12 protein-coding genes and 4 pseudogenes are annotated in these 21,312 nt (G+C 71.5%); 10 read left to right on the top strand and 6 right to left on the bottom strand.

The window, feature by feature from the left end; genetic code table 11:
- Nucleotides 1-5: 5 nt before the first annotated feature.
- The 3 genes and pseudogenes from FB457_RS06850 to bla form a co-directional block, all read right to left on the bottom strand.
- Complete coding sequence (locus FB457_RS06850; protein ID WP_047014400.1) at nt 6-1,049, bottom strand: LacI family DNA-binding transcriptional regulator; 1,044 nt, start codon at nt 1,047-1,049, stop codon at nt 6-8.
- A gap of 207 nt (nt 1,050-1,256) precedes the next feature.
- A pseudogene (locus tag FB457_RS35920) lies at nt 1,257-1,334 on the bottom strand (penicillin-binding transpeptidase domain-containing protein); the annotation flags it as partial.
- 8 nt (nt 1,335-1,342) lie between these two features.
- A complete protein-coding gene (gene bla, locus FB457_RS06840) occupies nt 1,343-2,284 on the bottom strand; it encodes a class A beta-lactamase (protein ID WP_052770200.1) in 942 nt (313 codons plus the stop codon).
- An 83-nt stretch (nt 2,285-2,367) separates the two neighbouring features.
- On the opposite strand from bla, the pseudogene FB457_RS35915 reads away from it, so the two are divergent.
- The 4 genes and pseudogenes from FB457_RS35915 to FB457_RS06825 form a co-directional block, all read left to right on the top strand.
- Nucleotides 2,368-2,496: pseudogene (locus tag FB457_RS35915) on the top strand (helix-turn-helix domain-containing protein); the annotation flags it as partial.
- A gap of 570 nt (nt 2,497-3,066) precedes the next feature.
- Nucleotides 3,067-3,500: pseudogene (locus FB457_RS35910) on the top strand (serine hydrolase); the annotation flags it as partial.
- A 61-nt stretch (nt 3,501-3,561) separates the two neighbouring features.
- Nucleotides 3,562-4,245, top strand: a complete 684-nt coding sequence (locus FB457_RS06830) for an SDR family NAD(P)-dependent oxidoreductase (protein ID WP_047019704.1) — start codon at nt 3,562-3,564, stop codon at nt 4,243-4,245.
- A gap of 151 nt (nt 4,246-4,396) precedes the next feature.
- A pseudogene (locus tag FB457_RS06825) lies at nt 4,397-4,687 on the top strand (SDR family oxidoreductase); the annotation flags it as partial.
- A 96-nt stretch (nt 4,688-4,783) separates the two neighbouring features.
- Here FB457_RS06825 and FB457_RS06820 read toward each other — a convergent pair.
- Both FB457_RS06820 and FB457_RS06815 read right to left on the bottom strand, forming a co-directional pair.
- Nucleotides 4,784-8,746: a glycoside hydrolase domain-containing protein gene (locus FB457_RS06820; RefSeq protein WP_486588940.1), complete on the bottom strand. Its 3,963-nt coding sequence runs from the start codon at nt 8,744-8,746 to the stop codon at nt 4,784-4,786.
- A 71-nt stretch (nt 8,747-8,817) separates the two neighbouring features.
- Nucleotides 8,818-12,822, bottom strand: coding sequence for a glycoside hydrolase domain-containing protein (locus FB457_RS06815; protein ID WP_145781161.1), 4,005 nt, complete (start codon nt 12,820-12,822; stop codon nt 8,818-8,820).
- 659 nt (nt 12,823-13,481) lie between these two features.
- On the opposite strand from FB457_RS06815, the gene FB457_RS06810 reads away from it, so the two are divergent.
- The gene (locus FB457_RS06810) at nt 13,482-14,477 is read left to right on the top strand and encodes a LacI family DNA-binding transcriptional regulator (protein ID WP_047014404.1); all 996 of its coding nucleotides are present in this window, start codon (nt 13,482-13,484) and stop codon (nt 14,475-14,477) included.
- 275 nt (nt 14,478-14,752) lie between these two features.
- Here the strand turns inward: FB457_RS06810 and FB457_RS06805 are convergent, their stop codons facing one another.
- Nucleotides 14,753-16,366, bottom strand: coding sequence for a long-chain fatty acid--CoA ligase (locus FB457_RS06805; RefSeq protein WP_047019705.1), 1,614 nt, complete (start codon nt 16,364-16,366; stop codon nt 14,753-14,755).
- A 166-nt stretch (nt 16,367-16,532) separates the two neighbouring features.
- On the opposite strand from FB457_RS06805, the gene FB457_RS06800 reads away from it, so the two are divergent.
- From FB457_RS06800 to FB457_RS06780, 5 genes are all read left to right on the top strand, one after another.
- Complete coding sequence (locus FB457_RS06800) at nt 16,533-17,327, top strand: ABC transporter ATP-binding protein (protein WP_047014405.1); 795 nt, start codon at nt 16,533-16,535, stop codon at nt 17,325-17,327.
- A gap of 10 nt (nt 17,328-17,337) precedes the next feature.
- Nucleotides 17,338-18,012 carry an ABC transporter ATP-binding protein gene (locus tag FB457_RS06795; RefSeq protein ID WP_078898116.1) on the top strand — a complete coding sequence of 225 codons (675 nt, stop codon included), beginning with the start codon at nt 17,338-17,340 and terminating at the stop codon, nt 18,010-18,012.
- A 53-nt stretch (nt 18,013-18,065) separates the two neighbouring features.
- Nucleotides 18,066-19,322, top strand: coding sequence for an ABC transporter substrate-binding protein (locus FB457_RS06790; RefSeq protein ID WP_047014407.1), 1,257 nt, complete (start codon nt 18,066-18,068; stop codon nt 19,320-19,322).
- 66 nt (nt 19,323-19,388) lie between these two features.
- Entirely contained in the window at nt 19,389-20,258 is an 870-nt protein-coding gene (locus FB457_RS06785) for a branched-chain amino acid ABC transporter permease (RefSeq protein WP_145781159.1), read from the top strand.
- Complete coding sequence (locus FB457_RS06780) at nt 20,255-21,310, top strand: branched-chain amino acid ABC transporter permease (RefSeq protein WP_047014409.1); 1,056 nt, start codon at nt 20,255-20,257, stop codon at nt 21,308-21,310. The genes FB457_RS06785 and FB457_RS06780 overlap by 4 nt, the downstream gene beginning before the upstream one ends.
- The last annotated feature ends 2 nt before the right edge of the window (nt 21,311-21,312 follow it).

The raw sequence follows: 21,312 nt of genomic DNA, 5'->3' as shown, positions 1-21,312 counted from the left end.
GCAGGTCAGGCAGGGCAGCCGCAGCTCGCCCGGCGGACCAGGACCGTGGGCAGGGTGCGGGACTCGACGGGCAGGGTGCGGTCCGCCAGCCTGGCGAGCAGCACCTCCACCGCCTCCTCACCCAGGCGTCCCATCGGCTGCCGGACCGTGGTGAGCGGAGGGCTGACCGCCCCGCTCAGCGGGATCCCGTCGAAACCCGTGACGCTCATGTCCCCCGGGACCGCGATCGACCGCTCGGCCAGCGCCTGCAGGGCGCCCACGGCCATCTGGTCGTTGGCGCACACCAGACCCTGGGGGCGGGGCCCGTCCCGGTCCAGCAGTTCCGCCACCGCCTTGCGGCCGGCGGCCAGGGTCAGGTCTCCCCGCGTGTCCGGCCGCTCGGGCACCTCCAGACCCTCCTCCAGGAGGGCGGCCTGGAAGCCGCGGAACCGGGCCTCCGCGTCCGGGGAGTCCTCGGGGCCGCCGAGGAAGGCGAGCCGGTGGCGCCCGTGCTCGGAGAGCAGGTGCCGGGTGAGCGCCAACTGGCCGTCGAAGTTGGCCACTTCGACCCGGTCGAGTCCGGGATGCCGCTGCCCGGCGAGCACCACCAGGGGCAGCCGGCGCGAGACGACGTCGAGCTCGGCGGCGGGCCACTGCTGGGCGAGCAACGCCAGCCCGTCGACGCGGCCGGCGATCTCCGCCATCGACTCTCCCGCCCGGCCGGCCGGTGACGCCGAGATCAGCAGGGCGTAGCCCCGCCGCCGGGCGGCTCGCTCCATGCCCCGTATCACCTCGTCGCCGTAGAGGCTCAGCTCCGTACCCTGGGCGTCTGAGGCATCGTCGGCCGCGGGTTCGGCGAAGTCGGGGAAGCACAGCCCGAGCACGCCGGTGACCCGGCTCGCCAGCCCGCGCGCGCTCGCGCTCGGCACGTACCCGAGCTCACGGGCGGCGGACAGGACCCTTTCGCGGGTTTCCGAGCGGACGCTTTCGGGGCTCCGGTACACACGTGACACCGTCGCGATGGACACGCCGACGCGTTCGGCGACGTCATACACGGTGGGACCGCCCATGGAGAGCCCATCCTCGGCCTGCGGGACTGACAAATGGAAGCGCATTCAGGGTACCGCAGCTCTCCAGCCGTCCGGGGCAGGTCCGGCCGCGGCCGGAACGCGGGACTGCACCGCACGTCAACGCGTTGGCCGGCGGTGCCGGAAAGACCGTCGCCGGCCGAGTGCAACAGTCGGTGTGCCTGCTCCCGACCGACCGCCCGTCGCCAACATGAGCGTGCCGTCGTTGGCGAGTGCGGCCGTGACCGTCGCCATCTGCAGTGGCGTCATGGTGAGGCTCCCGGCGGATCGTCCGTTCACGGCGCCCCCATCGCGTCCGAGACCACGGCGGCGGCCTTGGCGATGAGTTCGTCGTCGGGCTCGGCGTCCCGGTCGGTGCCGTGGGAGAGCACCGCCACTACCAGCGGCGCGGCATCCGGGCGCCAGACGACGGCGATGTCGTTGCGGCCGCCGAAGGTGGCTGCTGTGCCGGTCTTGTCGCCGACCTTCCAGTCCTTCGGCACGCCGGCCCGGATCGACGCGTCCCCGGTGGTGTTGGTGCGGAGCCACTCGGCCAGCCGCGCCCGCTCCGGCGCGTCGAGCACGTCCCCCAGCACGAAGGCGCGCAGGTTCCCGGCGAGCGCTCGCGGGGTGCTGGTGTCCCGGACCGCATCCGGCTCCCAGTCGCTGAGCGCGGGCTCGATCCGCTCCATCCGCGAGGTGTCGTCACCGGTGGTCTCCCGCAGGAACGACTGCAGCGCCCTCGGTCCGCCGATCTCCTCGAAGAGGAGGTTGGCGGCGGCGTTGTCGCTGTAGCGCACGGCGGCGTCACAGAGCTCGCCCAGCGTCATCCCATCGTCCACGTGCTTCTCGGTGATGGGGGAGTTCGCGACGAGGTCGCTCCTGTCGTACGTGATCTCCTTCTTCAGGCCGGCCAGCTTCCGCTTCCGCAGCACCGCCCCGGCCTCGAACGCCTTGACGGTGGACGCGAACGCGAACCGCTCCCCTTCGCGGTACGCCACCTCCTGGCCGGTCATGGTGTCCACGGCGTACACCCCGAGGCGGGCGTCGTGGGCGCGCTCCAGATCCTTGAACTCCCGCGTCGCGCGCTGCTGCGCGGCCCCGGCGGCGGGGGCGGACGGTGCGGCCCGGTGGTCCGGGGCGGCCGTCGTACGGCTGCCGTCCGAGCACGCCGCCGACGTCATCGCCACGAGGGTCGCCGCCGTGAGGCCCAGCAATCGGTTCGTGAGTGGCTGCATACCGCGTCATCCTCGCCACCAGCACTCATACCGTCCAATACGCTCTTGTGCTGTTCGATGCACTTTCCACATACCCTCTGGTCATGGACCTCGTCGGAGCCTGCCGCGCCTTCGCCGGCGTCGGCACGCGGGAGAGCTTCACGGCCGGCGCGGCGGCCGCCGGCCTGTCCCATCCCGTGGCCAGCCGCCGCATCGCCGCCCTCGAAAAGCACCTGGGGCAACCGCTCTTCGAGCGCGCCACCCGCCGCACCGAGCTCACCGCCTCCGGCCGCGACCTCCTGCCCGCTGCCCGCCGGCTCCTGGAGGCCGCCGACGCGCTGGAGCACGAGGCCCGGATCGCCGGCCTGCGCCCCTGGCGGCTCGCCGTGCCCGCGATACCGCCGACCCTCGCCCTGGCCCGCCTGGTCACCGACGCCAGGGAGTTGGGCATCACCCTGGAGGTGCACCCCGCGGACCCGGCGGGCCGCACCGAATTGCCGCGCACCCAGCAGGTGCGGGCAGCCCTGCAGGCGGTGCCGCCCGACGAGGCCGCCTGGACGCTCCCGCTCGGCCTCGCCGACCACCACGACCCGGGCATCAGGCGGGTCCACCTCGACACCCTCCGCCCGGGGCGCGGCAGCACCGGGCCGCCGCGGCGCATCTGGCTGCAGCCCGAGGACGACGTACCGCACGTCCGCGACCCGCTGACCCGGCTGCGCGACGCCGCGGGGCTGCTGCCCGCGCAGCTCGCCGCCGCACCCGACCTGCCGACCGCCGCGGCGGAGGCGCTCGGCTCCGGGGGCCTGCTGCTCTGTTCCCCGGCTCAGGCCCGCGAACTCGGGCTGGCCTGGCGCCCGCTCGGCGAGGTCCCGCTGGCGCTGGCCACCGCCGAGCGGATCCGCCGCGGCGAACTCGACGGCGCCACCCCCGTCGACGTGCCGCCCGGCCGCAGCAGCACCCGGGCCCCACCGGCCTGGCGCGCTTCCGCCGCCCCGCCCGCATCGCGATCGACGACCTGCTCTACCGCAGCACCTGCATCAACGACGGCACCGCCGCCGACGCCCTCTTCGCACTCACCCCGACCGCCCGGGTCAACGAGCTGCTGCGGGGGTACGGCCAGCACGGCATCACTCTGCGCCACACCATGGCAGACCTCACCGACACCCCGGCCGAACACCTCGGCCCGCACGACACCGAGGACCGCCTCGCGCTCTCCCTCGCCATCGACGCCGCCACCGACTAACCCGGCCACCGCCCCACGGCCTTCCTGTCCACCGTCTTCCCGCGAAAGGCGCACCGTGACCACTCTCGCCCTCGTCGGTGCCGGCCCCGGTCTGGGGCTGGCGACCGCCCGCCGCTTCGGCCGCGAAGGCTTCGACATCGCCCTCATCTCCCGCAGCCAGGACCGCCTCGACGCCCTCGCCGCCGAACTGGACCGGGACGGTGTCCGCGCCCGCGGCTTCACGGCCGACGTACGCGAGCACCGGAGCCTGACCGCTGCCCTCGACGCCGCGACCGCCACGCTCGGCGTGATCGAAGTCCTGCAATACAGCCCCGTACCCCACGCCGATTTCATGAAGCCGGTCCTGGACACCACCACCACCGACCTGGACGCCCCGCTCGCCTTCTCCGTCAAGGGCCCGGTCGCCTGCGTGAACGCGGTCCTGCCCGGTATGCGTGATCTGGGACGCGGCACGCTGCTCTTCGTCAACGGCGGCACCGCGGTACGCCCCCGCCCCGACCGGGCCGGCACCTCGATCGCGTTCGCGGCGGAGAGCGCCTACGCGGCGATGCTCCACGACGCACTCGCCCCGGACGGCATCCACGCCGCCCAACTGATCATCCCCGGGGCCATCCGCCCCGACGCCGAGTACTCCAGCCCGACGGCGCTGGCCGAGCGCCTTTACACCATCCACACCGAGCGCGGCACCTTCCGGCACTACGCAGAGCCCATGCCCGAACCGCAGGACGGCAGCCCATGACCTTCCCCTTCCGCGGGACGTCCGCACACCACTGCTCGGCGCCACGGTCATGAACCCCACCTATGACTTCACCGGACAGGTCGCCTTCGTCACCGGCGCCGGCTCCGGCATGGGCCTCGCCGCCGCCCGGGCTTCGCCGCCTCCGGGGCCGCACTCCTGCAAGCACGGCGTGATCGGCCTGACGACGAGCGCCGCCCTCGCGTACGCACCGCGCGGTATCCGCATCAACGCCGTCTGCCCCCGCACCATCGGCACCCCGATGGTCAGCGACATGATCGCCAAGGGCGAACTCGACCGCGCCGGGGCCGAGGCCGACCAGCCCGTCAACCGGCTCGGCACCGCCGGGGAAATCGCCCAGGCCGTCCTCCGGCTGTGCAGCCCCGGAGCCGGTTTCGTGGTCGGCGTCGCCCTGCCGGTCGACGGCGGCTACACCGCCCAGTGACCACCGCCGGACCGGGACGCCAGCCGGCACCGCGTACGGGGAAGCGGACCGGAGCCCGTGCCGGTGACGGCTCGGGCTCCGGTCGGCGGCCGTCGCTTACGGGCGTTCCCGGAGGGCGATCGCGTCGTAGACCAGCCAGGAGCCGGTGGCGTTGGTGAGCGTGAGGACGTTCCGGCCGGCGCGGAGCCGGCTGGCGGGGAGCGTGACGTCGAGGGTGCTGGGGCGGATGGCTCCGTCCTTTCCGTCGCCCCAGTGGTAGCCCTGGCCGCCGCCCTTGGGGGCGGTGACGTTCGTGGCCGGGCCGTCGTTGAGGGAGAGCTGCAGGGTCGGCGGTCCGGATTCGTGGGTGTCGATGAGCCAGGCGGTGAGGGCCAGATCGGCGGCGGGTGCCTCGTCGAGGTCGAAGCGCAGGGTGAAGGTGTGCGGCTTGGCGCCCGCCCAGCCGTCGCTGGGGCCGGGGTGGATGTAGCTCCAGGCGGTCGCGGGGTCGCTGCTGCCGATCGTGAAGTCGACATCGTCGGGGAATGCCTTGGGGTAGTCGCCGTAGCGGGCGGGCGAGAGCGCGAACTCCCCCGTGGCCAGGTCGTTCTTGCCGACCAGTGCCACCTTGCGGCTCACGGTCGCGGGCAGCTCGCGGTCGACGCCGCCCTCCTCCCATGCGGCGGTGAGCGTCAGGGACTCCTCGCCGGACGCCTCCGCCGGCGGGGTGAGGGTGAACGTGGTCGTGGCTTTGTCGCCGGCGGGGACGTCGAGCGAGCGCTTCGCGGGCTCGACGGTCCAGCCGTCCGGCGCCTTCAGGCCGACGTCGACGGCGTGTGCCCGGTCGACGTCGTTGCTGTTCACCTGGACCCGGAAGGTCGAGGGGGTGTTTTGCAGCAGGATCAGCCGCTCCGGGACGGTCTCGATCGCGAGCACCGGTGCGATGTGGACGTACGTGATGGCGTCGGGTAGTTCGGTGCCGTCGGCGGCCTTTCCGGAGATGACGACGCGGTGCAGTCCCGGCGCGGCGTCGGGGCCTGCGCGGAGGGTGAGGTCGCGTTCGGCGGTGTCGTCGGCGGGTGCGGTGAGGCTTCCGCTCTCGGGCTGGAGGGTGATGCCGGCGGGGGTGTGGACGCGCCAGGTGGCTTTGACCGGACGGTTCGTGAGGTTGCGTGCGGCCAGCGTCAGCATGCCGCTTTCTCCGGCGTCGAGGCGCACGGTGTCGCGCGTGGCGTAGAGCACCGCGGGCGCCTCGGGAGACTTCGACGGCGGCAGTTCCGCCACGCCCCAGTCCTTGTTGGGCTCCGGGCCCATCCACAACTCCAGCGTGCCGCCCGCGGCGAGCCGGTCGTGGTGAAACCAGGCGTTGTCCTGCCGGCGCCCGTTCAAAGTCGCCCGCTGGATGTACATATGCTCGGCGGAGTTGTCATGGGTGACGATCCGGAACCGCCCGCCCGCGTAGTAATCCGGGTGCAGTCGAATCGTGACCGCGTCGAAGACCGGCGACGTGATGTCGTACACCGGCCGGGACAGACTCGCCCCCGTCACCTCGAACAACCCCATCGCCATCAGCGCACTCATCGACCCCATCTGGCCCTGGTCCTCGTCGAAGTGGCCGTAGCCGTCGGTGGTCGAGATCGCGCCGTAGGTCTTCTCCTTCACCTGCCGTACCCAGTACTGGGTCAGCCACGGATGTCCCACGTAGTTGAAGAGATGCGCCACCTGCAGTCCCGGCTGGTTGCCGTAGCTGACGTGGCCCTTCCCGTACTCGGCGATGAAGTTCGCGTCGGCGGACTGCTCGAAGGCGTAGTTGAGCTTGTCGGCGTACGCCTTCCGCCCGCCGAGCCTGTTGGCGAGGGCGATGACGTCGTGAGAGGTGAACCAGGTCGCCTGCCATGAATTCGCCTCAACGAAGTCCTCGTGCGACAGCGGGTCGAACGGTTCCTGCCAGCGGCCGTTCATGGCACGCGGCCGGATGAATCCGGTCGAGCGGTCGAAGAGGTTGCGCCAGCTCCCCGACCTTTCGATGAGGAAAGCGCCCATATCGGTGTCGTCCCACACCTCGAACTCGCCCAGCCCCACGTTCTCGCCGGTGCCGCCGGTCGCCTCGAACCTCACCCAGTTCACCCGCTTGGGCCGGAACTCCACCACCTTGTTCCGCCCGTCACCGGGAATGCCGTCCACCTTCACGGACGACCCGTCGCTGAACAGCAGCACACCGGAGTTCACCCGCGAGTCACCCTCGGTGCGGTCGCTGAGCACCACCTTGTGGACGCGCTTCTTCTCCGCCCAGCTCAGCTTGATCCACGGCTTCTGCTCCCTGGAGGCCCACTCCACGTTCACCGGCTCGGTCACGCTGGACCGCGGCGGCCGCCCGTCGACCGCCCGCACGCCCGCCTGCGTCGAGTCGTTCACCTCCGACGACACCGACACCTCGGCGAACTGCGCCACGTTCAGACCGGACTTCCCCAGCCGCCGCGCCAACTGGCCCAGCGTCCAGTCCTGGAACGCGTACTCCAGCGTCTGCCCCGCACCGCCCTCGAGCGGTCCGCCGCAGATCTCGTTCGGTACGTATCCGAGGTCGAAGTAGTAGCGGGCGCCGCCGCAGCTCCCCCACCGCCCGTACTCGAACGAGCCGGCCTCGAAGAGGCCGCCGAGGGAGTGGGCGTCGAGCATGGCCTCGTAGGCGAGGTCGATGTCGAAGTCCCGGATCCCCTTGTTCCAGGCGCCGCTGATGAACGACGTCACGGGCGATCCGGTCATCACCCACGAGTAGTCCCCGGCCACCGGGCCTCGCGGCAGTAGCCCGCCGTCCTGGTACATCCGGAGCTGCGACTTCACGATGCTGGAGTAGATCTCCGGATAGGCCAGCCCCAGCACGGTGTTGAGGTTCCACTGCGTCAGCCACAGCGCGTCGTAGTTGTACATCGCGTACCGCGGCACACCGCGGGCGTCGGACGGGATCTTCTGCACCTTGCGGTGCTGCCAGGTGTTGTCGAGGTACGTGCCGTCGGCGTCGCTGATCACGCTGCGGCCGCACAGCACGTGGAACAGGTCGGTGTAGAACTTCACCTGCTGCTGGTCGCTGCCCCCTTCGACGTCGATACGGCCGAGCAGCCGGTTCCAGTGCTCCTGTGCGGCCGTCTTCACCGCGTCGAAGTCCCAGCCCGGCAGCTCCGCCTCCAGGTTCTTCCTCGCCCCGGCGATCCCCGTGAAGGACAACGCGACCTTCACCTGCACCTGCTCCCCCGCGTCGAGACGGCCGTACCGGACGTAGAAGCCCGCGCCACCGCCCTCGACCTCGTCGACCGCGGCCCCGCCGTCGACCAGCTCGCCGTCCGCCCAGCCGTGCAGGGAGTCGAAGGCCCGGTCGAACCGGATGCTGAAGAAGAGCTGGTTGTGGTGATCGGGGTAACTGGTGCCGCGCTGGAAGACGTACCCCTCCACCTCGCGGTCACCCCGCCTGGTGATGCGGGCGTTCTTCATGATCGCTTCGCCCAGCGTCCCGCCGAGGTTGACGACGATCTCGCTCGCGCCGGCGGCGTCGTACGTGTAGCGGTGCAGACCGACCCGATCGGTGCAGGTCAGCTCGGCCGTGATGCCGTACCGGTCCAAGTGCAGCCTGTGGTAACCCGGTTCCGCCACCTCACCGACGTCGTGATTCACGTACGACTGCCAGCCGGTGTCACCCTCCAGCTTCGGCACCCCCTCTCCGGTCGTGGGCATCACCTGCACCCCGGAGATCTGCCAGCAGTGCAGATGGCTGAAGCCCTTGACCTGGTTCTCCTTGCGCATGTAGCCAGTCCCCCACGTCGCGTGGGTGCTGGTGTCCGGGCGCAGCTTGACCAGGCCGAAGGGGTTGCTCGCCGACTGGAAGAAGAAGAACCGGCCCCGGTCCGCCTCCACCCAGGGGTTCACGAGCTTCACGTAGTCCCGGCCCGCCTCCCCCGCGGCTCCCGGCGTCGCCGCCCAGGCGCTCCCGGGGCCGTACGCGCCCACCACACCGGCGCCGAGCATGCCGCCGGTGGACAGCAGGAGGCGGCGGCGAGACATTCCACCGAGGGCTTTCCGTGCAGGCATGGGCAATCCCCTGTCGATCGTTTGGACACGGTTGACGAGCTATTTGCGCGGTCGCACACGGTGGACCGGGGCTACGACGTCTCTCGGATGGCGACGGCGTCGTAGACGATCCAGGAACCGGCTGTGTTGGTGAGCGTGACGGTGTTCCGGCCGGCGCGGAGCCGGGCCGCGGGGAGGGTGACGTCGAGGGTGGCGGGGCGGATGGCTCCGCCGGTGCCGTCGCCCCAGTGGAAGCCGTCACCGCCGCCGCCGGGCAGGTTGACGGTGGTGGCCGGTCCGTCGTTGAGGGCGACCCGCAGGGACGGCCCGGACTGCTGGGTGTCGACGAGCCAGGCGGTGAGGGCCAGATCGGCGGCGGGCGGCTCGTCGAGGTCGAAGCGGAGGGTGAAGGTGTGCGGCTTGGCGCCCGCCCAGGCGTCGCTGGGGCCGGGGTGGATGTAGCTCCAGGCGGTGGCGGGGTCGCTGCTGCCGATGGTGAAGTCGACGTCGTCGGGGAAGGCGGCGGGGTAGTCGCCGTAGCGGTTCGGCGCCAGCGCGAACTCCCCCGTGGCCAGGTCGGCGTCGCCGAGGCGGGCGACGGCCCGGTGGACGGTGGCGGAGGGCTGGTGCCCGGCGCTGCCCCATCCGCCCTCGGCGAGCAGCGTGAGGGTCTGCGGTCCGGCGGCGCCCTGCGGCGGGGTGACGGTGAAGGTGGTGGTCGCGCTCTTCCCGGCGGCGACCTGCACGGCTCGGGTCTCCGGCTCGACGCGCCAGCCTTCGGGGGTCCGCAGGGAGACATCCGCGCCGAGGTCCTGGTCATCGTGGCCGGTGAACCGCACCTGGAAGGTGACGGGGGCGGATTCCAGCAAGTGCAGTTCCGCCGGCTCGGTCTCGATCGAGAGCGCGGGTGCGACGTGGACGTACGTGAGGGCGTCGGGTAGCTCGGTGCCGTCGGCGGCCCGGCCGGTGATCACGACGCGGTGCAGTCCTGCCGCGGTGCCGTCGGCGACTCGCAGGGTGAGGTCGTGTTCCCCGGCGTCGTCGGCGGGTGCGGTGAGGCTTCCGCTCTCGGGCTGGAGGGTGATGCCGGCGGGAGCGTGGGCGCGCCAGGTGGCTTTGACCGGACGGTTCGTGAGGTTGCGCGCGGCCAGCGTGACGGTGCCGCTCTCCCCCGCGTCGACCCGTACGGTGTCACGGGTGGTGTAGAGCACCGCGGGTGCCTCCGGTGACTTCGAGGGCGGCAGTTCCGCCACGCCCCAGTCCTTGTTGGGCTCCGGGCCCATCCACAACTCCAGCGTGCCGCCCGCGGCGAGCCGGTCGTGGTGAAACCAGGCGTTGTCCTGCCGGCGCCCGTTCAAAGTCGCCCGCTGGATGTACATATGCTCGGCGGAGTTGTCGTGAGTGACGATCCGGAACCGCCCGCCCGCGTAGTAATCCGGGTGCAGTCGAATGGTCACGGCGTCGAAGACCGGCGACGTGATGTCGTACACCGGCCGGGACAGACTCGCCCCCGTCACCTCGAACAACCCCATCGCCATCAGCGCACTCATCGACCCCATCTGGCCCTGATCCTCGTCGTGTCCCCCGTATCCCTTCGTCGTGGTCGTACCGCCGTACGTGATCTCCTTGACCTTGCGCACCCAGTACTGGCTCAGCCAGGGATGACCGACGTAGTTGAAGAGGTGCGCCATCTGGAGGCCGGGCTGGTTGCCGTAGTTGACGTACGCGTCCTCGTCGCCGTTCTGCCCCGCCCCCGTGAACTCGGCCTCCTCGGACCGCTCGAAGGCGCCGTTGAGCTTGTCGGCGTAGGCGGTCCTGCCGCCGAGCCTGTTGGCCAGCCCGAGGACGTCGTACGAGGCGTACCAGGTGGCCTGCCAGGAGCTGGCCTCGACGAAGTCGTCAGGGGACAGCGGGTCGAAGGGGTCCTTCCAGCGGCCGTTCGCGTCCCTGGGCCGGACGAACCCGGTGGAGCGGTCGAAGAGGTTGCGCCAGCTCCCCGATCTTTCGATGAGGAAGGCGCCGGCATCGGTGTCGTCCCACGCCTCGAACTCGTCGAGCCCCACGTTCTCGCCGGTGCCGCCGGTCGCCTCGAACCTCACCCAGCTCACCCGCCTGGGCCGGAACTCCACCGCCTTCCGGCCCCCGGCGGGAATGCCGCTCACCTTCACCGACGACCCGTCGCTGAACCACAGCACACCGGAGTTCACCCGCGAGTCACCCGCGATGCGGTCGCTGAGCACCACCTTGCGGACGCGCTTCTTCTCCGCCCAGTCCAGCCTGATCCACGGCTTCCGCTCCGTCGAGACCCACCCGGCGTGCCCAGGCCCGGTCACGCTGGACCGCGGCGGCCGCCCGTCGACCGCCCGCACGCCCGCCTGCGTCGAGTCGTTCACCTCCGACGACACCGACACCTCGGCGAACTGCGCCACGTTGAGGCCCGACTTGCCCAGCCGCCGCGCCAACTGGCCCAGCGTCCAGTCCTGGAACGCGTACTCGACGGTTTCCCCTGCGCCGCGGCTGCGCCATCCGGTGTGCAGGTCGTGGGGTACGTACCCGATGTCGAGGTAGGCGCGGCCGCCGCCCTGGTTCTCGCCCCAGGTGGCGTATTCGTACGGGGCCTTGTCGAAGAGGCCGCCGAGGGAGTGGGCGTCGAGCATGGCCTCGTAGGCGAGGTCGATGTCGAAGTCCCGGATCCCCTTGTTCCAGGCACCGCTGATGAACGAGGTGGCCGGGGAGCTGGTCATGACGAACGAGTAGTTGCCGGCCACGGGGCCTCGCGGCAGCAGCCCTCCGTCCTCGTACATCCGGAGCTGCGACTTCACCATGCTGGAGTAGATCTCCGGATAGGCCAGCCCCAGCAGCGTGTTGAGGTTCCACTGCGTCAGCCACAACGCGTCGTAGTTGTACATCGCGAACCTCGGCCGACCCGACCTGTCGACCGGCAGCCGGCCGATCCGACCGCGGCTCCAGGTGTCGTCCAGGTACGTGCCGTCGGCGTCGCTGATCACGCTGCGGCCGCACAGCACATGGAACAGGTCGGTGTAGAACTTCACCTGCTGCTGGTCGCTGCCTCCCTCGACGTCGATACGGCCGAGCAGCCGGTTCCAGTGCTCCTGCGACGCCGCCTTCACCGCGTCGAAGTCCCAGCCCGGCAGCTCCGCCTCCAGGTTCTTCCTCGCCCCGGCGACCCCCGTGAAGGACAACGCGACCTTCACCTGCACCCGATCCCCCGCGTCGAGACGGCCGTACCGGACATAGAAGCCCGCGCCCTCACCCTCGACCTCGCCGACGGCCGCCCCGCCGTCGACCAGTTCACCGTCCGCCCAGCCGTGCAGGGAGTCGAAGGCCCGGTCGAACCGGATGCTGAAGAAGAGCTTCGTGTGCTTGTTGTCGCTCCGGCCGTAGTAGTAGCCGTCGGTGAGCGTGCCGACCTGCGCCACGTATCCCTCGATCACCCGGTCGCTCACCCTGGTGACACGGGCGTCCCGCATCTCGGCCTCACCGAGGACGCCGCCGAGGTTGACGACGATCTCGCCCGGACCCGGTTCGTCGTACGTGTAGCGGTGCAGACCGACCCGATCGGTGCAGGTCAGCTCGGCCGTGATGCCGTACCGGTCCAAGTGCAGCCTGTGGTAACCCGGTTCCGCCACCTCACCGACTTCGTGATTCACGTACGACTGCCAGCCGGTGTCACCCTCCAGCTTCGGCACCCCCTCCCCGGACGTCGGCATCACCTGGACTCCGGCGATCTGCCAGCAGTGCAGATGGCTGAAGCCCTTCACGTGGGACTCGCTCCTGCGGTAACCGGTGCCCCAGACCGAGTGGGTGCTGGTATCGGGGCGCAGCTTGACCAGGCCGAAGGGGTTGCTCGCCGACTGGAAGAAGAAGAACCGGCCGACGTCTGCCTCCACCCACGGGTCGACCAGGCGTACGTAGTCGCGGGCGGGCCCGGCCGAGGGCGCATCCCCCGCCACCGCCGCGGCGGCGGTGGCTCCGCGGGCGCCCGCGCCCAGGGTGCTCACGGCGAGCAGCCCGCTGGTGGAGGCCAGGAAGCGGCGGCGGGACGGGGCCGGAGTGGACGGATCGGGCTGCGACATGTCTCTGCCTTGTCTTTGATTGCGGAGCTACGGAACCGTCCGGTGCCGTGCGCCTGCGGCGTCGATGATCCTGGTGGTGCCGGTGCTCCAGCGCCTCTGGCAGTCCGGCCGGCTCGGGGCCCGGCACGGAGCATCGCCGGAGAGCGGACTGCGAGCACGTTTCCGGGGCCGAAGGGCCCGGCGCGCCGGTCCTTCAAGTGACGGAGCTCTGGGTGAGTTATCGTTACCATGCGGCAGTGCGGTTGGAACGTAAGGGCCGGATGCGCCGGCGTCAAGGGGGTACGCTCCTCCTGATTGAGCCGCACTCGCCTGACCTGGCATGCAAGAAGATCGATGCGCCGCACCCGCCGAACTCCCCGCCGCCGAGCGCGTTTCAACGGTGCGCCGGCATCGCGCTCAGCACGAAGATAGCGTTACCATCGCCCTGTCGAACCCAGATCGATACGCTTCCTCACACGTTCCGTGCTCCCGGCGTCGCTCTCCGGCCTCAGTCCATGGGGGTTCGGTGCTAGCGTGGTGCTGCCCGGCAGGTCGACGGCAGGATCGCGGAATCTCCTCGTCCGTCGTCGTGCGGCGGGCCGGGCGCGGGGGCGCCTCGACGTGACACAGCGGGGGAGAAGACGGTGACCGAGGATTCTCCATCTCGTCGCCCTCCGACGATGCGGGACGTGGCCGAGCACGCGTCGGTGAGTCCCATGACGGTGTCCCGCGTGCTGCACGACGACCCCGGGGTGAGCAAGGCGACCCGGGCGCGCGTGCTCGCCGCCGTCGACTCCCTCGGCTACCGGCGCAACGAGGTCGCCCGCAACCTCCGGCTGGGGCGGACCAGCGGGCTGATCGGCCTCGTGGTCACGAACCTCGCGAACCCCTTCTACTCCCAGTTCGCCCTGGGCGTGGAGTCGGGCGTCAGCCGGCAGGGCCTGAAGGTCGTCCTCACGAACACGGACGAGGACGTCGAACGCGAGCGGCGGCTCGTGGAGGAGCTGACGGCCCGCCGCGTCGACGGCATGATCGTCGTGCCCGCCGGCAACGACCACTCCCACCTCGCCGCACAGCCGGGCTCGGTGCCCATCGTCCTGGGTGCCCGCCCCCCGTCCGGCGTGCCGCTGGACTGCGTGCTGGTGGACGACTTCGGCGGCGCCCGCGAGGCGACGGCCGGCCTCCTGGCAGCCGGCCACACCCGGCTCGGCTTCCTGGGCCTGCCCCCGTCCGTCTGGACCAGTTCCGAGCGGTTCCGCGGCTTCTGCGTCGCGCTGGAGGAGGCGGGCGTCGCGCTGGACGAGCGGTACGTGCGGCTGCGGCAGCGCACCATCCCGGCCGCCGAGGCCGCCGCCCGGGAACTGCTCGAACTCCCCCGGCCCCCGACGGCGCTCTTCTGCGCCAACAGCCGCAACACCCTCGGCGCCTTCCGCGCCACGAGCCGTCTCGGGCGCCCCGTCAGCCTGGCCGGTTTCGACGACTTCGAGCTGGCCGACGTGCTCGGGGTGCCGCTGATCGTGGCGTACGACCCGCGCGAACTCGGCCGGCGGGCGGCGGAACTGCTGCTGCGCCGCATGAACGAGTCCGATGCCGATCCGGACGACGCGGCACCGCTGCGTATCGTCGTTCCCACGAAGGTCGTGCGCTACGGCGACCCCGGTTCCGGCCAGCACTGAGGCGCTTCGCATTCCACCGCGATTTCCGTCAATGGCGGCGGCGAGGCGTGCACGATCCTGCCGCGCCCGGTGGTCGCGGACCACGACCCGCGCCGGCTCGGCGTGCGGCACATCGTGGCCCCGGCGCTCCGCCGGCACGTCGCCGTGCTCACCGCCACGGACCGCTACGAGCCGCTGCCGCGGACCGCTGGCCGGGCATCCGGCTGGCGGCACCCCCCGCCGCCGCGGACCCGCGGCAGGAGGTGCCGTAGCAGAGCGCCGTGCCCGGCCGGCGCTCAGGACGCGAAGCGGGCGCGCAGCGCCTTCTTGTCGAACTTTCCGGTGCCGGTGCGGGGCACCGCGTCCACGAGTTCGACGCGGTCCGGCAGTTGCCAGCGCGCGAAACCGCTCCGCTCCAGGTGCGTACGCACCTCGTCCAGGGTCACCGTCGCGCCGTGGCGGACGACGACGCACACCAGCGGCCGCTCCGACCACCTCTCGTCCGGCACCGCGACCACGGCCGCCTCGGCGACGGCGTCCATCGCCATCACCGCCGACTCCATGTCGACCGAGGAGATCCACTCCCCGCCCGACTTCACGAGGTCCTTGGCGCGGTCGGTGATGACGAAGTAGCCGTCGGGCGTGCCGGTCGCGATGTCGCCCGTGACGAACCAGCCGTCCTCGGTGAACTGCCCGCCGCCCTCCTCCCCCAGGTACGCGTCGGCCACCCAGGGCCCGCGCACCAGCAGTTCGCCCATCGACGCGCCGTCCCAGGGCAGCGGGCGCCCGTTCCCGTCCCGGATCTGCGTCTGCACCCCCGGCAGGGGCAGCCCCGCCATGCCGCGTACGGCGTCCGCGAGCCGTTCCTCGTCCCAGCCGCGCATGCGCTCCTTCGGCCAGGCGAAGCTGGCGAGCGGCGACGTCTCCGTCATCCCCCAGATCTGCACCAGCGGGATGCCGAACTCGGTGCGGTAGCGGTCGATGAGCGCGCGCGCAGGACGCGCCCCGCCGCACAGCAGGTGCCGCACGTCCGGCAGCCCGCCGCCGCGGGCGGCGAGGGCATCCGCCACGGCCATCCACACGGTCGGCACGCCGGCGGCGACGGTCACGCGCTCCTCGGCCATCAGCTCCACGAGCGCCGCCTCGTCCAGCGGCCCGCCGTAGAACACCTGCTTGGCGCCGTACGGGGTGGCGGTGTAGGGCAGGCCCCAGGCGTTGGCGTGGAACATCGGCACCACCGGGAGGACGGCGTCGCCGGGGCCGATGGACATCGCGGCTCGGGAGGATCCTGCGAGGGCGTGCAGCATGGTCGAGCGGTGGGTGTAGACCACGCCCTTGGGCCGGCCCGTGGTTCCGGAGGTGTAGCAGAGGCCGAGCGGCGCCCGCTCGTCGATCTCGCGCGGCTCGTACGTCACGGGCTGCGCGGCGATGAGCTCTTCGTAGGCCAGGGTGCCGGGCAGCGTGGTGCCGGCGGGCACCCGGTCGGCGAGGACCACCACGTGGTCGACGCCCGCGAGGCCGCCGCGCTCCGCGACCTGCTCCAGCAGCGGCAGCAGGTCGGCGTCCACGAGCACGACCCGGTCGTCGGCGTGCTTGACGATGTAGGCGAGTTCGTCCGCGGACAGCCGTACGTTCAGGGTGTGCAGCACCCGTCCGGTGCAGGGCACCGCCCAGTACGCCTCCAGGTGCCGGTAGCCGTTCCAGGCCAGCGTGGCCACCCTGGCGCCGGGCGGCAGCGCCAGGGAGTCGAGCGCGTGCATGAGCTGCTGCGCCCGGCGCCCGAAGTCCGCGTAGGTGTAGCGGTGCCGGCTGCCGTCCGGGAAGCGGGTGACGACCTCGGTGTCGTGGAAGTAGCGCGGCCCGTGGTCGAACAGCAGCCAACTGTTGAGCGGGATGTCCATCATCGCCATGGCGGACATGTTGACCGGGGTCCGGGACCCGGACCACGGAGGAAGACCACACTCCGGACCGCCTTCTTGTGGAGACCTTCTCTGTAGTCGCGCGTGCCGTCCGCTTCTACGTTCTCCCCGACGCCGACGCCCTGTCGGCACTCACCCCGCGGCATCCGAGGTCGGCATGACGAGCACGACGAGAACGACGAGCGGTGACACCACCGCGCTCCCGCGCGCCATCCTGTCCACCCGTGGCCTGACGAAGGCGTTCCAGGGCTTCCGCGCCGTCGACGGCGTGGACCTGGACGTCGCGGAAGGCACCGTCCACGCCCTTGTCGGCCCCAACGGGGCCGGGAAGACCACCCTGTTCAACCTGCTGACCGGCTTCCTGCCGCCGTCTGCGGGGCGGATCGAGCTGGCGGGGCAGGACATCACCGGGCTGCCGCCGGAGCGGGTGGCGCGTCTCGGTGTGGCCCGCTCCTTCCAGGTCACCAGCCTCTTCCCCGGCGTGACGGCACGCGCGCATCTGGAACTCGCGCTGCAGGCGGGCACGGACCTGGGACGCCGGTTCTGGCGGTCGGACAAGCTGCTGGCCCGGTTCACCGAGCGGGCGCGGGAACTGCTGGACCAGGTGGGCCTGGCCGAGCGGGCCGAGTCGCCGGCGGGCAGCCTGCCGTACGGGCAGAAGCGGGCGCTGGAACTGGCGCTCGCCCTCGCCCTCGACCCCCGGGTGCTCCTGCTCGACGAGCCCACGGCCGGCATGGGTCTCGAGGACGTGGACCGCACCGTCGCGCTGGTGGACCGTATCCGTGCCGGCCGCACGGTGGTGCTGGTCGAGCACAACATGAGCGTCGTCGGCTCGCTGGCCGACACCGTCACGGTGCTGCAGCACGGCCGGGTGCTCGTCGAGGGCGCGTACCGGACCGTCCGTTCCGACCCGCGGGTCGTCGAGGCGTACCTGGGGGCCGGCGTTGCTTGAGGTGCAGGGCGTGACCGCCCACTACGACGAGGCCGAGGTGCTGCGCGAGGTGTCGCTGACCGTCGGCGCCGGCGAGGTCGTGACCCTCGTGGGCCGCAACGGAGCGGGGAAGACCACACTCCTGCGCTGTGTGATGGGCCTGCACAGGCGCACCACCGGGACGATCCGCCTGGCGGGCCGGGACCTGGGTGCGGTGCCGCCGCACCGCAGGGCCCGCCGGGGCCTCGGCTACGTCCCGGACGACCGCGGCATCTACGCGGGTCTCAGCGTGGAGGAGAACCTCACCCTGCCGCCGGCGAAGGCGGATTCGGCCTGGCCGCTGGCGCGCGTGTACGAGGAGTTCCCGGCGCTCGCCGAGCGCCGCCGCAGTGCGGGCGGCAAGCTCTCCGGCGGCGAGCAGCAGATGCTCGCCCTCGCCCGGGTGCTCCGCACCGGCGCCGGGGTGCTGCTCTGCGACGAGCCGACCGAGGGGCTGGCGCCGATCGTCGTCGAGCGCATCGGCGAGATCCTGCGCGAGGCCAAGCGGCACGGCACCGCGGTGCTGCTGGTGGAGCAGAACCTGCGCTTCGCCACCACCGTCGCCGACCGCCACTACCTGCTCGACCGCGGCCGGATCGCCGAGTCGCTGGCCAACGACGACGTGCGCGAGCGCGAACACGAACTCCTGGGCTACCTGGGCCTGTAGCCCGGCCATCGCAAGGGCCCTCACGGCAACGTCGACCACTTCAAGGAGGAAGCATGGGACACCCATGGTCGAAAGCCGCGGTCGCCACGGCCACGGTGGTGGCGGGATCGCTGCTGGCGGGTTGCGGCGGCGGCGGACCGGGGTCCGGCGGCGGGAAGATCAGCGACGGCGGGATCACCCTCGGCGTGCTCACCGACCTCTCCGGCGTGTACGCCGAGCTGGCCGGCGAGGACGCGGTCACGGCGGTGGAGATGGCCGTGGCGGACTTCGAGAAGAAGCACGGCGGCGACGCGGTCACCGACGACATCGAGGTCATCTCGGCGGACCACCAGAACAAGCCGGACGTCGCCAACACCCAGGCGCGGGACATGTACGACCGCGAGAAGGCCGACGCCGTCTTCGACGTGCCGACGTCGTCGGCTGCGCTCGCCGTGGCGAACGTCGCCGCGCAGTCGAAGAAGCTCTACTTCAACATCGGCGCCGCGACCACGGAGCTGGCCGGCGAGTCCTGCAACCCGTACACGTACGCCTGGGCCTACGACACCTACATGCTGGCCAACGGGACCGGCACCGAGGTGACGAAGCAGGGCGGCGAGAGCTGGTATCTCATCTATCCGGACTACGCCTTCGGCCAGGACATGGAGAAGGAGTTCAGCACCGCCATCGAGGAGGCCGGCGGTGAGGTGGTGGGCAAGGACCCGACCCCGTTCCCCAACGACAACTTCTCCACGTTCCTGCTCAAGGCGTCCGCGAAGAAGCCGGCCCCGGACGTGCTCGGCACGCTCCAGGCGGGCGGCGACCTGGTCAACGTCGTCAAGCAGTACCAGCAGTTCAAACTGAAGGACAAGGACATCCAGCTCGCCATCGGCCTGATGTTCGACACCGACATCAAGGCGATCGGGCAGGACAAGCTCGCCGGGACGATGTTCACCTCCCCCTGGTTCTGGAACGTCGACGAGGAGTCGAGGAAGTGGGCCGAGCGGTTCAGGGAGAAGGCGGGCACGTGGCCGACGTTCGACCACGCCGCCAACTACTCCGCCGCCACGCACTACCTCGAAGCCGTGCAGCGGGCCGGGACCGATGACGCGGACGAGGTCAACAAGGAGCTGGAGGGCATGAAGTTCGACGACTTCTTCGCCCGCAACGCCGAGGTGCGCGCGGCCGACCACCGTGTCGTGCACGACGCGTACCTGGCCCGGGTGAAGGACCCCGCCGACAGCGAGACCGAGGGCGACTTCACCGAGAAGGTGGAGACCATCCCCGCCGCCGAGGCGTTCGGCCCGGTCTCACCCGACTGCTCGATGAACTGACCGGCGCACCCACGGCCGCGGCCCGCGGAACTCCAGCCCGGGCCGCGGCGGACGGACGGGACCACGATGACCTCCTTCCTGCAACAGGCGTTCAACGGCCTGGTCTCCGGCGGCTTCTACGCGCTGCTCGCCCTCGGCCTCGCCGTCATCTTCGGCATGCTCCACGTCGTCAACTTCGCGCACGGCGCCGTCTACATGCTCGGCGCGTTCGGCGCGGTGGCCCTGCAGGACTCCGCGGGTCTCGGGTTCTGGTGGGCGCTGCTGCTGGTGCCGCTCGCCGCCGCGCTGGCCGGCATGCTGCTGGAGCGGCTGCTCATCCACCGGCTCGCCGCCCTCGACCCGCTCTACAACTTCCTGCTCACCTTCGGCATCGCGCTGGTCTGCCAGGACCTGCTGCGCATGAAGTACGGCGCCCAGTCCACCCCGTACGACGAGGGCCCTTTCCCGGGCACCCTCGACCTCGGGCTCTTCGACTACCCCGCGTACCAGGTCTTCGTCCTCGGCGCCGCGGCCGTCGTCTGCCTGGCCGTCTGGCTGCTGCTGACCCGCACCCGCGTCGGCACGGTGGTGCGCGCCGCCACCGAACGGCCGGAGCTGACCCGGGCGCTGGGCATCGACACCGCCCGCTGGGTCATGCCCGTGTTCGGCTTCGGCGTCGCGCTCGCCGCGCTGGCAGGCGTGCTCGCCGCGCCGATGCGCGCGGTCAACTCGGGCATGGGCGCTGACCTGATCATCGTGGTCTTCGCCGTCGTCGTCATCGGCGGCCTCGGCTCCATCCCCGGCGCGGTGTTCGCCGGCTTCGCCATCGGGATGCTCCAGGCCCTCGGCAACCTCTACGTCCCCGTCCTCTCGCAGACGTCGGTCTTCCTGCTGATGGCCGTGGTGCTGCTGGTCCAGCCGGCCGGACTCTTCGGCAAGGAGGAACACGCCCTATGATCCTCGCCCTGCTCGACCGGCTCGGCGCCAGGCGCGCCTGGCTGCGCTGGGGGCTGCTGGCCGCCGGCCTCGTCTCCGTCCTCGGACTGCCGTGGGTCCTCTATCCCCCGGTGGCCGCCGACATCCTCTGCTGGGGGCTGTTCGCCGTCGCCTTCGACCTGCTGCTGGGGCACGCCGGGCTGCTGTCCTTCGGACACGCCGCGTTCTGGGGCACCTCGGCGTACACCACCGGGCTCATCGCCATCCACGCCGGCGTGCCGTTCCCGCTGGCGGTGGCCGGCGGCGCGGTGGCCGCCGCCGTCGTCGCCGTGCCCATCGGGCTGCTCGCGGTCCGCCGCAGCGGCATCTACTTCGCCATGGTCACCCTCGCCTTCGCGCAGATGATCTACTTCATCGCCAACCAGTGGGGTGACCTCACGGGCGGCGAGAACGGGCTGCAGGGCATCCCGCGCGAACTGCCGGGCCTCGACCTGTCGGACTCCTTCGTCTACTACTACGCGGCGCTGCCCCTGGTCCTCGCCGGCCTGGCTGCCGCCTGGCGCATCGTGCACTCGCCGTTCGGCCGCGTCGTCGCCGCGGTACGGGACAACCCGGCCCGCGCCCGGGCGCTCGGCTACTCCGTCGACCGCTACAAGGTGGTCGTCTTCACCGTCTCCGCGTTCCTCTCCGGGCTCGCCGGCGGGCTGTACGCCGTCAACCACGGGTTCGCCTCGCTCCAGGAGGTGTACTGGACGACCTCGGGGAAGGTGGTCGTCATGACGGTGCTCGGCGGCATCGGCACCCTGTGGGGCAGCCTGCTGGGGGCGGCGGCCGTCGTACGGCTGGAGGACTGGCTGTCGACGTCCGGGTTCGACGAGGTCGGGATCGTCACCGGCAGCCTGTTCATCCTCGTCGTCCTCCTCTTCCGCCGCGGCATCTGGGGCACCGTGTCGCATCTGCTCCAGCCCCGCGGCGACACCGCGAGCATGCAGTCCGCCGACTCCGGGAACGGTACGGTGCGTGACCCCGCCGCCGGCGACCGGCCGGAGCGCTCCCTGGTAAGGGAGCCGTGAGG

The sequence above is a fragment of the Streptomyces sp. CNZ287 genome, assembly GCF_007827615.1.
Note: the sequence above shows the minus strand (reverse complement) of the source record. Positions and strands in the feature narration are given on the sequence as shown.

Coding starts and splice junctions, on each gene's coding strand:
- FB457_RS06800 (WP_047014405.1), top strand. CDS start 16,533: ATGACGAGCACGACGAGAACGACGAGCGGTGACACCACCGCGCTCCCG.
- FB457_RS06810 (WP_047014404.1), top strand. CDS start 13,482: ATGCGGGACGTGGCCGAGCACGCGTCGGTGAGTCCCATGACGGTGTCC.
- bla (WP_052770200.1), bottom strand. CDS start 2,284: ATGCAGCCACTCACGAACCGATTGCTGGGCCTCACGGCGGCGACCCTC.
- FB457_RS06790 (WP_047014407.1), top strand. CDS start 18,066: ATGGGACACCCATGGTCGAAAGCCGCGGTCGCCACGGCCACGGTGGTG.
- FB457_RS06805 (WP_047019705.1), bottom strand. CDS start 16,366: ATGGCGATGATGGACATCCCGCTCAACAGTTGGCTGCTGTTCGACCAC.
- FB457_RS06785 (WP_145781159.1), top strand. CDS start 19,389: ATGACCTCCTTCCTGCAACAGGCGTTCAACGGCCTGGTCTCCGGCGGC.
- FB457_RS06815 (WP_145781161.1), bottom strand. CDS start 12,822: ATGTCGCAGCCCGATCCGTCCACTCCGGCCCCGTCCCGCCGCCGCTTC.
- FB457_RS06780 (WP_047014409.1), top strand. CDS start 20,255: ATGATCCTCGCCCTGCTCGACCGGCTCGGCGCCAGGCGCGCCTGGCTG.
- FB457_RS06820 (WP_486588940.1), bottom strand. CDS start 8,746: ATGCCTGCACGGAAAGCCCTCGGTGGAATGTCTCGCCGCCGCCTCCTG.
- FB457_RS06850 (WP_047014400.1), bottom strand. CDS start 1,049: ATGGGCGGTCCCACCGTGTATGACGTCGCCGAACGCGTCGGCGTGTCC.